Here is an 11,538-nt window from a genome sequence, read left to right as displayed (position 1 = left end):
TGCCAGCCGGCAGCTCCGCCGAAAGCGGGCCGAGCAGCGTCTTGCGGCCACGGCGCAGTACGACAGCGTCAAGCCGCAGCATCACGAAGCCGTTGCTGGAGGAATGCGGGAGAAACTGGTGCCCGGAGCCGGAATCGAACCGGCACGAAGTCTCCTTCGAGGGATTTTAAGTCCCTTGCGTCTACCAGTTCCGCCATCCGGGCGCGTGCACGTTCAGAAATGGAGGCTAGGGCCGGAATCGAACCGACGTACACGGATTTGCAATCCGCTGCATCACCACTCTGCCACCCAGCCTCGGGTGCTTGTCCTGGCGCTCGTTGCCGAGCCGCCGAGTGTAACCGACACGATTGCCGGTCCAAAAAAACAAATGCCCCGGGCGGCAAGCCGGCCGAGGCACTGCTGCGAACCGGGTCCGGCAATGCCTCCGATTCGTGAAATCTGGAGCGGGAAACCGGGTTCGAACCGGCGACCTCAACCTTGGCAAGGTTGCGCTCTACCAACTGAGCTATTCCCGCGAGAGGCGCGTATTCTATGGCGGCGGTCGGTGGTGTCAAGCGTTTTACGTCGAGTGTTCGGACAGCACCGGCCATGCCGCACGCAGGTACGCGATCATCGACCACAGGGTCAGACCGGCCGCCACGAACAGCAATCCGTAGCCGATGCTGTAGACCGGAATCGGCCCCAGCGGATGTCCCCACAGCATCAGCACGATGGCGGTCATCTGGAACGTCGTCTTCACCTTTCCGATCCACGACACGGCCACCGACGCGCGTGCCCCGATCTCCGCCATCCATTCGCGCAGCGCGGAAACGGTGATCTCGCGGCCGATGATCACCGCCACCAGGATGCTCAGCAGAATGCTGGCGTCCTCGCTGAGCAGGATCACCAGTGATGTCGCGACGATCAGCTTGTCCGCCACGGGATCGAGGAACGCACCAAAGGCCGAGGTCTGATCCCAGCGCCGCGCCAGCCAGCCGTCGAACCAGTCGGTGATGGCGGCGGCGAGAAACAGCACTGCCGCGATCGGCCCGGCCCAGGGCGTGGGCCAGTAGTACGCGAGCACCACGAACGGAATCGCGAGCACCCGTAACAGGGTCAGCAGCATGGGGAAATTCAGTGGCACGGGTTCATTATGCGGTGTGAGGCTACGAATGAAAGCGATCGTAGATGCGCTGGGCGAGCGTGCGTGAGATTCCTTCCACACGTGCGAGTTCATCCACCCCTGCCCGTTCGACCCGTTGCAGCCCGCCGAAGCTGCGCAGTAGCGCCTGCCGGCGCCTCGGGCCAAGGCCCTCGATTTCCTCCAGCACCGATTGCTTGCGGGCCTTGCCGCGCTGGCCGCGATGCCCTTCGATCGCGAAGCGATGAGCCTCGTCCCGGATCTGCTGGATCAGATGCAGCCCCGGATCATCAGCCGACGGGCGCAGCGGCACGGAGGTGCCCGGGCGAAAGATCTGCTCCATCCCGACGCGGCGATCGGAGCCCTTGGCAACACTGATGATCGTGACACCGGAGACGCCGGCCTCGTTGACAGCGTCCACCGCCTGCGCGAGCTGCCCCTTGCCGCCGTCGATCAGCAGCACATCCGGCACCGGCGCCTCGCCCTCCTTCAGACGGCGGAAACGCCGCAGCACGGCCTGGCGAATCGCGGCGTAATCGTCGCCGGGCGTCACGTCCTTCATGTTGAAGCGCCGATACGCCGATTTCAGCGGTCCTTCCTCGTCGAACACCACACAGGACGCCACCGGCGACTCGCCACGCGTGTGGCTGATGTCAAAGCATTCCAGCCGTGTCGGCGTGTCTTCCAGCGTCAGCAGCTCGCCCAGCGACTGATAACGCGCGGCCAGGGCCTCGCCCTGGATCAATCGCGCCGTGATCGCCTCCTGGAGGCTGTCATGAGCGGCTTTCAACACCCGTGACCGCGAGCCTCGCACCCGTGCCTTGATCCGCACCCGGTGACCGGCGACGGTCGTGAACGCCTCTTCCAGCAGTTCGACCTCCTCCGGCGCCTCGGTCACGACAATCTCGCGTGGCGGCATGCGCTCGGCGTAGTACTGCCCCAGAAACGCGGTGAGTACCTCGCCGGACGGCGAATCCGCCACACCCTTGGGAAAGAAGCTCTGGTAGCCGAGATGCTGCCCGCCCCGGACAGTTCCGACCCCCACGGCATGCAACCCGGCACGCTGCTCGACGACGATGAAATCAGCGTCATCCACGGTGCCTGCGGCGCCGGCCCCCTGAATGGTTCGCAGCGCCGCGATCTGATCCCTGTAGCGCGCGGCCTGTTCGAAATCGAGCGCGGCGGAGGCGGCCTCCATGCGTGCGGTCAACTTGCCGACCAGAATCTCGCTCTTGCCCTCCAGCAGGCGCACGGCGTCGGCCACGTCATTGGCGTAGTCGGTCTCGGAGATCGCGCCGACGCAGGGCGCGGAGCAACGTTTGATCTGGTGTTGCAGGCAGGGCCGCGAGCGATTGGCGAAGAACGAATCCGAGCACGGCCGCAGATTGAACAGCTTCTGCAACGAATCCAGCGTGCGCCGCACCGAGCCGGCGTTCGGATATGGACCGAAATAGCGATGCGGTTTCTTCCGGCTACCGCGATGAAAGCGGATGCGTGGGTACGGGTGATTGCCGGTGATCACCAGGTACGGATAGCTCTTGTCGTCGCGGAAAACGATGTTGTAGCGCGGCCGATGCTTCTTGATCAGGCTGCTTTCGAGCAACAGCGCCTGATTCTCGGTATCGGTGACGTTGATCGCGATGTCGTGGATCTGGTCCACCATCGATTCGATCCGCGCCGAACCGGAGGCCCGCAGGAAATAGCTGGCGACGCGCTTCTTGAGATTCTTCGCCTTGCCGACGTACAGCACCTCGCCATCGGCGCCGAGCATCTGATAGACGCCGGGCCGGCTAGTCAGGCCGCTGACGAAGCGTTTCGGATTGAAGGTGGACTCGCTCACGTTCGGACATCAGGCACGCGTGGCGCGGGCCGGCAGTATACGAATCAGTGGCGCGAGTCCGTGCCCGCGCGCGCCAGATCGCGGGCGCGCCGCATTACCGATTCGAACATCTCGGCGGTGAGCCTGCGCGTGTTCGTGTTGTAGCGGCTGCAATGGTAGGAGTCGACCAGGGTCAGCCCGCCGGGCAGCGCATGCTCGGCCGCGTGCGCGAACTTGTGCGCGGCCACGCGCAGCCCCAGCGCCCGGATCACCTGATCATGCGCGATCTTGCCCAGCGCCAGCAGCACACCGCCGGAAGGCACCGCATCCAGTTCCTCCACCAGATACGGTCGGCAGTTGTTGATCTCCTCGCCCACCGGCTTGTTCTGCGGCGGCACGCAGCGCACGGCATTGGTGATGCGGCAGTCGATCAGCTCCAGGCCGTCGTACGCGGCTTCGGACACCGGTGCGGTGGCCAGTCCAAGATCGAACAGGGTCTGGTACAGCAGAATGCCGGCATAGTCGCCGGTGAACGGTCGCCCGGTGGCGTTCGCACCATGCATGCCCGGCGCGAGTCCGACGATGAGCAGCGGCGGTGCTTCCGGCCCGAAACTCGGGACGGCACGGCCGAAGTAGCCGGGATGGTCAACGCGGGATTGCGCGCGAAACTCGACCAGACGCGCACAACGGGCGCAGTCCGGGTGGAACGTGGATGACATGAAGGGGAATGGTTCGAGGTCGGTCGTGTCAGTCCGCGGCGGCGACACTGTCTTCGAGCAGGCCGTAGCGCATCGCCAGGCGCGTCAACTCCACGTCGTTGTGCACCCCAAGCTTCTCGAACAGCCGGTAACGGTAGGTGCTCACCGTCTTCGGCGACAGGCACAGCCGGTCGGAAATCGCCTGGGTGCTGTGGCCCTGGGTGACCAGGTTCATCACCTGCATCTCGCGGTGTGACAAGGCATCGAACGGAGACTCGTTCTGCCCCTTGATCAGCGCCGCGGCGAGGTTGCCGGCGACCAGCGGAGCGATGTAGTGCCCGCCCTGCTGCACGCGGCGAATGGCGGTCACGACCTCCTCTGCCGCCGAATCCTTGCTGATGTATCCCGACGCGCCCGCCGACAGCAGCCGGCTCGGATAAGGTTCGTCCAGATGCATGGACACGCCGATGACCTTCATGTCGGGCGAGCGCTGCATGATGCGCCGCGTGGCCTCGAGACCGCCGATCCCCGGCATGTTGATATCCATGAGCACGACCTGCGGTTGCAGGTCGCGGGCGAGATTGATGGCTTCCTCTCCCGACGACGCCTCGGCGACGACGTTGATGTCCGTCTGTTCGTCCAACACACGCCGGATCCCCGCCCGGACCAGACGGTGATCATCGACGATCATCACTGTAATCACGTTATAGGTTTCTCTCGGTTCCCCAGATACAGTCTAACGGAGATTGACGCGAATGATTCTCCTTTCGACTTTGGTCGCATGATTCACCTGTCGAACCGGCGGGACTGCTCTCCGGTCAGCCCGTCGGCCTGGCTACGCGCTCCGCCCAACGGCCGGCACGCGCCTTACTGGTGCCCGTGACGAGCGAGCATTCGTTGAATCGTTCTCGCAGACCACGTGCCAAACAGCGGCATGACCACCGCCAATCCACCGAGTGCGACGCCGGGCCAAGGCATGCTGCGTGGAGTGAGCAATACCGCCAGCAGCAACGACAACAGCCCGAACATCGCCAGGATGCTCCACGCCAGTATGTCGTGACGGGTATGCATCCGTTCCACTTCATTCAGACGCAAGGCATCACGTTGCCGCCAAGCGTGCACATAGAGGGTGGCGATGACGAGTGACATCAGCATGAACCCGCCTGCATACACGGCGAACAGCGCATAGAGCTCGTCCACCGAATTCAGCGTCGACGGCGCGCTAACCGCCCCGCCGCTCACCCAGGTCGTGAAGCTGTTGGCCATGAATTTCAGCGGATACACATACACCAGTACCAGCAGGATCAATGCACCGCTGAGCCAGATCGTCGCCAGATCATCAAGCCCGTAGCGACGCGACCAGATGTGGTGCCCGTACCAGAACAGCATCATCACCAGCAGGGCCAGCGCGAAGGCGGGAATCCCCTGCAAAGCCACCACGAGTTGCGGCCAGGAGGTCGGCACATCGCTGACGGAAATGACCATTAGCGAGGCGGCAATGGCAAACGCGGCATCGGTGAACGTCTCGATCCGCGTCATGTCCTGCCCGCGTTCGCGGAATCCGTTCCTGACCGTCAGTTCATCCAGATTCACCGCACGAAACTCCCCTCACATGCAATGACCGACAGTGTAACGGGTGACATCCGGTGTCGGTGTGTGACGCGATCTGACTGTTTTGCGGAGGCCCGTTACTGGGTGGTCGATTCATCGCCGGCTGTTCGCGGTAACAGTGGACCGCCCTCCAGCCACAATGCCGCCCGCCGCATGACCCAGTAGCGATCGTCCGGCCAGTGCCCGGTGTGGCCGCCGGCATAAGTCTCCAGCACCACGTACCCACCGTTTTCCGTCAGCAGGCGACGCGCACGAATCGAGTGCTCAATCGGAACGACCTTGTCGGTGGGTGAATGAAACAGGAAGAAGCGCTTCCCGTCGGCGCCAGCCAGGTCCGGCAGATACCGAGGCTTGAATACCGATGCCTGAATGAACGCGCCGCTAACAACATCGAGCGTGATCGCCGCCTCGGTGACTGCGCCGCCCGAGGACGAAAACCCCATCAGAAAGACACGCTTCGGATCGATCGGAAATTGCTCACGTACATCTGCGATCACGGCGGCGATGAAGTCATTGGTCTTGAAGCCCATGCCCTCTGGCCGAACGTAAGTCGTGGGCCAGACCAGCCGCTGCTCCTCCGTCCATTTGAACGCGATTGGCTGCGCCACCACCGTGTCATGCGGCAACGAGAACCGGACGATGCCGGTCACGAGTCCCCGGTAGCGCTCATCTCCATGGCCGCCCGGCAGTATCAGAATCAGCGGCAACCCCTCAGGCGAAACCGGCCCCACCTGCCTGGGTGGATAGAGGAAATAACGTTGCAGTGGATGACCTGTTGTCCGCTCCTGCGAAAATGAATCCAGCGGCGGAGGCGACGTTCCGGCCCATGCGCTGGGTAAGAACAACGTCGCGCAGATCAGAGTGATTGCTAACCGGTAACGGCGATACCGCCGCATCGCACCGCCTGGCTCGAGCTGTCGTCGATCATCTCGTCCGCTGGCCATGTCCCCCTCCCCGACTCCAGGTCATCACCCCCGTGACCGCTCCCCCTGCTTACCAAATGCCGTCAGAGATTCCGACATTGCTCAAGCGGCGTCGGAATAAAACGCCAGCACCGAGTCCAGCCACTGCTGAGGATCACTGAGCTGGCAGAAATGCCCAACGCCCGGCATGACGGTCAGGTGAGCATTTGGACAGACATGACGCTTGAGGTGGTGAGCCATCTCCACGCGCGCCACCGCGTCAGCGTCGCCCCAGCACAGGTGGATGGGCATGGAGGCGGCGCCTAGCGCGGGGAGCCAGCGCGTGGCCTCGAAGCGCCGGCGATCCAGCAGGTAGCGAATCGTCAGATAGGTTTTGCGGTGTCCGTCGCCCAGGCGATTGATCTGCCACATCAGCTCGATATCTCGGTCGCTGAGCGCATCGCTCCCCTGCGCGCTGCGGACCTGCTGCGCGAACGCCTTTTTGACGACCAGCGACGCCAGCACCGGACCAATCCGGGTAAGCAACAGTCGCTGGGTAACGCGGAGCTTGGCCAGTTCGAGCACCATGCTGCCATTGGTGAAAGTCACGGAACGGAAGCCGGAGTCGAACCACGCCGGCAGCAGACCGGCCACCAAGCGTGCGACGAGTTCGGTGGAGACGCTGTCGCCCATGTCGTGAGCGATGAGATGGCCACCCCGCAGGCCGAGTTGCCCCCACACCTGCAAAGCCACGTCGGCCTGTTCCATCAGTGAGTAGCCGTAGGCGTCGGCCCCGGGTTTGTCGCTGAACCCGTAACCGATCAGGTCGAAGACCACCACGCGCCGGAAATGCCCCAGCAGCCCTTCAACGACCTTGTGCCAGGAGAACGAGGACTCCGGAAAGCCGTGCATGAGTAGTGCCGTGTCGTCGGGCTCGGCGTTGGCTGCGCCAAAATCGCGAAAGAACACGCGATGACCGGTCGCCGCCAGATTGAAGTAGCCCCCGCCGCTCTCCCAGGCCGAAAGTTCAGCATCCATGGCCCCACGCCTCCCATTCCATGGTGCGAGGGTCATCGCCTCGCACGCCACTAATCCCTGATTCCACCTTAGCAGGCAGCCACGCGCCGTATCGGCTCAGCGACAGGCTGCGCGCGTCATCGGGATCTCGATGCGTTTTTCTCCGATGCGGGTCGGCCCCTCGATAACCGCCATCATCCGGTTCTGCCCTTCCACGGTGTAGGTGATGCGTTGCGGAAAATCGTGCGCCGGGTTCTCGAAAACCACCTCGCGGTCATCCAGATGCGTGAGCGTGAACGTGGTGGCGACCTGCCCCGCCGGCTGCGCCGTGTAGGTGATGGCGCCGTCCGCGTCGTGCTCGATCCGCATGAATTCGTAAGCCACCGTCCGGCCTTCCCGGATGGTCCGGCCCACGCCCAGCAAACTCTCGCCGGCCACGCGTGTCCACATCTCGCCCGTGCCCCGCTCGGCGCCGTCCTGCCCCCAGCAGCCGCTCAGCCAGGACAACCGTTCCAGCTGCCTGTCCGGACGGTCGGCCGCGACAAGGTCGGCGGTGATCAGCCCGAGCCCAACGGCGGCAAGCGTGATCGTCAGCGATCTAACGCGCACTGGGCGCATGCGATTGAACATATGGGCTGGTTGTACGGGTGGCGACCCGTTTGATCTGGGTGCGCCATGCTATGGCGTGTGCGGGTGACCGTGCCACTGCGATTTGCGCAGGCAAGCCTACGGATCCGATGCGTGCCGTGTGCCCGCCCCCGGCGTGATGAACAACATGCGTGTCGGCTCCGCGGTTCGGGCCGTGTGCCAGATCCCGGCCGGCACGATCACATAGTCGCCCGGCGCGGACAGACTCCGGATTTCGTCACGGCCGTCCATCCGCAGCACCATGTCCACGCGGCCGGACAGCAACACCACCATCTCGTCGCCCGCCGGATGCTGCTCCCAGCCACCCCAGTCCGCCGAGAACGCGTACTCGGCGACCAGCGAGTGTCCGCCAAACCCCTGATAGCGCGCATCCAGCTCGTCGTACACGGTTGGCGACACCGGGATTGCGTCAACGCGCTGATCGGGCTTGATCACCGCAAACGTCGCTGCGAGATTCGAGACTGGGTCATCCATCGTCCTCTCCCGTGTTGTCCGAGCCCGGTCACCACGGCAGGCTATCGGCATCAATCCCGAGCTGCCTTGTCGGCGGACCAACTCCAGTTGCAAGGTGTCGCCGTTGTACCAGAGATCTTCGCTGTCACCGGAGGTTTCCATGCCCTACCAATTCCGGCCCGACCTCGCGCCGGGTGATGAAACCAGGCGAATCGCGACCGAGCAAATCGATCGCGCCATCGCGGAGCTGGACCACGAATCCGCCGATGTCGCCATCCACCAGTTCCGAAAGCGCTGCAAGAAACTGCGGGCGCTGTTTCGCACGCTGCGGGCGTTCGATGCCGATCTCTATCGCCGGGAAAACCGCCGATTTCGGGACCTTGCCCGTGAACACGCCGAGGCACGCGACGCGGCGGCTCGCATCGAAACCATCGAGCACCTCATCGCGCAGAATCCCGGCAACAACCCACCCAAGGCGCTGCGCAAGGCCCACGCGGCACTGGAGAGCGAACTGGCAGCACTCCACGACGCCGACGATTCAGTACGCGACCGGCTGCGGGCCACACAAAAGCAGCTGGAACGAGCCCGGCATGACACCGCCGCGTGGAAGCTCACCGGGCTCGAATGGAAACACCTGATCAAGGCAGTCACGAGGACCTACAGGCAGGGACGAGACGCATGGCAGGCGGTGCTGGACACGCCCACTGACGAGCAACTGCACGAGTGGCGCAAACAGGTGAAGTACCTCGGCTACCAGAGCCAAATGATTGGAGCGCTCTGGACGGCCCAGTTCGATGCGATGGGCGGGACGCTGGACGAACTCGCCGACGCACTGGGCGACATCCACGACGCCGCGGTGCTCATGCAGCAACTCAGCCGTGACGACCACGGGCTGACCACCCGGGACCTTCAAGCCATCGGAAAGCGTTGCGAGCGTTGGCGTACCGAGCGAATCGAGATCACGGCGCGTCTCGGCGGCCTGATCTACGCGGAAACACCCAAGGCATTCAGGGCCCGGCTGGACGGGTACGCCGAGGCCAACGCGGCATCGCCCGATCGCTGACATCTGTGGCCCTTGATTGGCGGCCCCGTCCGCGCCGAGGCTTGCTCAGTTCGGCTCCCGGGTCGTCAGCTTGGTTCCGGTGAACGGGCTGTATCGATAGTTGCCAGGAAACTGCTCTCCCGTCTTCGGATCGAATCGCGGAGGCAGCACGCTGCCTAGCGGCAGGCGGTAGCCGAACACCTCGGTTTTCATGAGCTTCCTTACACAGGTGCCCACGAAAGCCTGGGAACTCCACCGGCAAGGCCATAGGGACATCGACCGAGACATCGATACCGCGCAACTTCTCCTCCACGACGTGAACCCGATTCCTGCGACCTAAGTATTACTGACCAACGATGCAGATTTGGGATCGTAGATAGCCCCAGCGATGCTTCCATCTCTTACACCATCGACGACCTGATCGATCACTGCCAATGGAACCAAGAACCATTCTCGAGGCCTCACGGGCTTCCCGAAGCGGTCTTCGATCTCGAGGTCAAGCTGAGCTGGCGCGAGCACCCGATGTAGCAGGTTTTCGAGCTTCGACCGATTGATGCCGACGAGCTGGTACGTCGCGACGATATCCACGTCCGACAGCAGGTAGGTCGCATCGTTACGCGCGTTTGCGATGCGGGTCTCCACGTCCCCGCCCGTCACGCCAATCTTGTGAATCAGCTCCCGATGCTCAGCGACAAAGGGCACGGAGGACCGACTGCGAAGGACGTAAATCGTGCCAGACTGTTGATCACCCTCCTCAGCTTGGTCGCCAAACAGCGGACCAGCGTCTGCCCCCCCGACCCGTCGGCTCGTCTCGTCTTTGTAGAGCGCTCGCTTAAGCGACAGTCGCAGGAGATTGCTTTCGGTAGCATTTGAGTAAATCACACGAAGGCGAGCATCAACGTGGCTTTCTGGCGTCTTGATCTCCTCTCCAACCTCGGCGACATACGCTAGCTGCCCGCCAAGGATGAAGAAGTCGCCTTGGATGATGCTGGCATCCCTCCCAAACATCGCTGTGGGACGCACCCCCGATGCTATTTCCGCTTGTACCTGATCGAATAATGGCTTGAACTGCTCGAAGTCTTCACACTTCTGGCGCTGAGCGATTTCCTCTGCCGCCTTCTTGTCAGCGGCTGACCGAACATGACGCAGTTCGGTGATCCCACCAGAGCAATCTGCCCCGGCCAGCTCGGCCATCAGTTCGTCATCGCCGATCTCGTCTGGCCCTCGGTCTTGAACTTTGGGCGCCGCTTTCAACAGACCATGCGTATCGAGATCAGCCAACAGCTCGTGACAATCGGTTAGTTCACGCAGGCGATCGAGACGCACGGCGTAGAGCCGTTCGAAGATGTCGCGATCTTCACCGTGTTCTGGTGCCCGGCCGTGCTCATCCACGAACCTCAGAATTTCCTCGAAGCCCGCAATAATTCGCTCATCACGCGGGGAACGGGAGGCTTGCTTCTTCGGCTTGGCGTACTCGTCGAGCTCAGCGCGAAGCTCGTCCAGATCAGTTGTCATAGCGCCCTTCGTCCTTGAACCGTACAAACGCCTGAGCGCCTTCGGCCATGCGCCGCTCCCAGGCATCAGCAGACGTAATCGACGGTATGCGACCTCGTTCCTTCTTGAACTTCAGGGCACGCACAGCCAGCTCTCTCGCCTCGTCGGGACTGAGACTTGTCCGCTTGGCCGATATGATCCCCGCAACCTGTTTCAGGCTGTCTTCACTCATCGTTTTGGCGAGGATCGAGTAGGCCTCGCTGAATGGATTGATTCGGTCGATCAAGTCGATGTCCAATTCACGAACATCCATGGCGAATTTCCGAACACCGGCGATGAGCGCGGTATTGGCCCTGGGCGAACCATCACCGTCGTCGTCCAAGGCGATTTGCTTGGCCTGCTGGGTAATGTTCAGCGCCGCTATGGCGTGCTGGCGGACGGCCTCCTGGTCTTCGTCGTTGAGATCCGGGTAGCGCTCCTTGATGATCTTCCCCATGCGAACCTGGGTGATTTCTTCGGGCACCATCTCTTCATCGAAAAGTCCGCGTTCCAGGGCAGTCTTGTCCTGCAGCAGCGGGGCGATCACTTCATTCAGATCCTCGCGGCAAATGCGCTCGGCTTCCGCGCTGGTCGGCTCCTTGAGGCCTTTGATCTCGATCTGGAATTTGCCCGTCTCCTCGTTGATACCAACATTGCAACGATCCGGGTCATATCCACCTTCGCCGTAATCAAAG

Annotated in this window: 12 protein-coding genes, 3 tRNA genes and 1 pseudogene; 1 reads left to right on the top strand and 15 read right to left on the bottom strand. The window is 62.8% G+C overall.

Annotated elements, in window-relative coordinates; genetic code table 11:
* Positions 1–116: 116 nt before the first annotated feature.
* The 12 genes from ABNS06_RS14690 to ABNS06_RS14635 all read right to left on the bottom strand — a co-directional run bounded on the left by ABNS06_RS14690 (position 117) and on the right by ABNS06_RS14635 (position 8,289).
* Positions 117–203, bottom strand: a tRNA-Leu gene (locus tag ABNS06_RS14690).
* 17 nt (positions 204–220) lie between these two features.
* Positions 221–294, bottom strand: a tRNA-Cys gene (locus ABNS06_RS14685).
* A gap of 145 nt (positions 295–439) precedes the next feature.
* Positions 440–515, bottom strand: a tRNA-Gly gene (locus ABNS06_RS14680).
* Positions 516–559: 44 nt separating this feature from the next.
* Positions 560–1,123, bottom strand: coding sequence for a CDP-diacylglycerol--glycerol-3-phosphate 3-phosphatidyltransferase (gene pgsA, locus ABNS06_RS14675; protein ID WP_348675343.1), 564 nt, complete (start codon positions 1,121–1,123; stop codon positions 560–562).
* A gap of 22 nt (positions 1,124–1,145) precedes the next feature.
* Positions 1,146–2,960 (bottom strand): excinuclease ABC subunit UvrC, encoded by a 1,815-nt coding sequence (gene uvrC, locus ABNS06_RS14670; RefSeq protein WP_348675342.1) that lies wholly within the window; start codon positions 2,958–2,960, stop codon positions 1,146–1,148.
* A gap of 44 nt (positions 2,961–3,004) precedes the next feature.
* Positions 3,005–3,658, bottom strand: a complete 654-nt coding sequence (locus ABNS06_RS14665; protein ID WP_348675341.1) for a uracil-DNA glycosylase — start codon at positions 3,656–3,658, stop codon at positions 3,005–3,007.
* Between the two features lie 28 nt (positions 3,659–3,686).
* Positions 3,687–4,340 carry a UvrY/SirA/GacA family response regulator transcription factor gene (uvrY, locus tag ABNS06_RS14660; protein WP_348675340.1) on the bottom strand — a complete coding sequence of 218 codons (654 nt, stop codon included), beginning with the start codon at positions 4,338–4,340 and terminating at the stop codon, positions 3,687–3,689.
* Between the two features lie 164 nt (positions 4,341–4,504).
* Positions 4,505–5,230, bottom strand: coding sequence for a TMEM175 family protein (locus tag ABNS06_RS14655; RefSeq protein WP_348675339.1), 726 nt, complete (start codon positions 5,228–5,230; stop codon positions 4,505–4,507).
* 95 nt (positions 5,231–5,325) lie between these two features.
* Complete coding sequence (locus ABNS06_RS14650) at positions 5,326–6,144, bottom strand: hypothetical protein (RefSeq protein ID WP_348675338.1); 819 nt, start codon at positions 6,142–6,144, stop codon at positions 5,326–5,328.
* A 129-nt stretch (positions 6,145–6,273) separates the two neighbouring features.
* Positions 6,274–7,188, bottom strand: coding sequence for an alpha/beta hydrolase (locus ABNS06_RS14645; protein ID WP_348675337.1), 915 nt, complete (start codon positions 7,186–7,188; stop codon positions 6,274–6,276).
* Between the two features lie 96 nt (positions 7,189–7,284).
* Positions 7,285–7,776: a DUF6265 family protein gene (locus ABNS06_RS14640; protein ID WP_348675336.1), complete on the bottom strand. Its 492-nt coding sequence runs from the start codon at positions 7,774–7,776 to the stop codon at positions 7,285–7,287.
* Positions 7,777–7,893: 117 nt separating this feature from the next.
* Positions 7,894–8,289 (bottom strand): cupin domain-containing protein, encoded by a 396-nt coding sequence (locus ABNS06_RS14635; RefSeq protein WP_348675335.1) that lies wholly within the window; start codon positions 8,287–8,289, stop codon positions 7,894–7,896.
* A gap of 139 nt (positions 8,290–8,428) precedes the next feature.
* On the opposite strand from ABNS06_RS14635, the gene ABNS06_RS14630 reads away from it, so the two are divergent.
* Complete coding sequence (locus ABNS06_RS14630) at positions 8,429–9,331, top strand: CHAD domain-containing protein (RefSeq protein ID WP_348675334.1); 903 nt, start codon at positions 8,429–8,431, stop codon at positions 9,329–9,331.
* A gap of 45 nt (positions 9,332–9,376) precedes the next feature.
* Here ABNS06_RS14630 and ABNS06_RS14625 read toward each other — a convergent pair whose 3' ends face one another.
* From ABNS06_RS14625 to ABNS06_RS14615, 3 genes and pseudogenes are all read right to left on the bottom strand, one after another.
* The gene (locus ABNS06_RS14625) at positions 9,377–9,523 is read right to left on the bottom strand and encodes a hypothetical protein (protein ID WP_348675333.1); all 147 of its coding nucleotides are present in this window, start codon (positions 9,521–9,523) and stop codon (positions 9,377–9,379) included.
* Between the two features lie 123 nt (positions 9,524–9,646).
* Positions 9,647–10,825 (bottom strand): GIY-YIG nuclease family protein, encoded by a 1,179-nt coding sequence (locus ABNS06_RS14620; RefSeq protein ID WP_348675332.1) that lies wholly within the window; start codon positions 10,823–10,825, stop codon positions 9,647–9,649.
* Positions 10,815–11,538: pseudogene (locus ABNS06_RS14615) on the bottom strand (DEAD/DEAH box helicase); the annotation flags it as partial. The gene ABNS06_RS14620 and the pseudogene ABNS06_RS14615, both read right to left, overlap by 11 nt.

It is taken from the genome of uncultured Abyssibacter sp. (genome assembly GCF_964000955.1).
Lineage (GTDB): Bacteria > Pseudomonadota > Gammaproteobacteria > Nevskiales > OUC007 > Abyssibacter.
Note: the sequence above shows the minus strand (reverse complement) of the source record. Positions and strands in the feature narration are given on the sequence as shown.

What these genes read in the sequence shown, in the direction of transcription:
- ABNS06_RS14665 (WP_348675341.1), bottom strand. Translation starts at nt 3,658, where the DNA reads ATGTCATCCACGTTCCACCCGGACTGCGCCCGTTGTGCGCGTCTGGTC.
- ABNS06_RS14650 (WP_348675338.1), bottom strand. Translation starts at nt 6,144, where the DNA reads ATGCGGCGGTATCGCCGTTACCGGTTAGCAATCACTCTGATCTGCGCG.
- ABNS06_RS14645 (WP_348675337.1), bottom strand. Translation starts at nt 7,188, where the DNA reads ATGGATGCTGAACTTTCGGCCTGGGAGAGCGGCGGGGGCTACTTCAAT.
- ABNS06_RS14635 (WP_348675335.1), bottom strand. Translation starts at nt 8,289, where the DNA reads ATGGATGACCCAGTCTCGAATCTCGCAGCGACGTTTGCGGTGATCAAG.
- ABNS06_RS14630 (WP_348675334.1), top strand. Translation starts at nt 8,429, where the DNA reads ATGCCCTACCAATTCCGGCCCGACCTCGCGCCGGGTGATGAAACCAGG.
- ABNS06_RS14625 (WP_348675333.1), bottom strand. Translation starts at nt 9,523, where the DNA reads ATGAAAACCGAGGTGTTCGGCTACCGCCTGCCGCTAGGCAGCGTGCTG.
- ABNS06_RS14620 (WP_348675332.1), bottom strand. Translation starts at nt 10,825, where the DNA reads ATGACAACTGATCTGGACGAGCTTCGCGCTGAGCTCGACGAGTACGCC.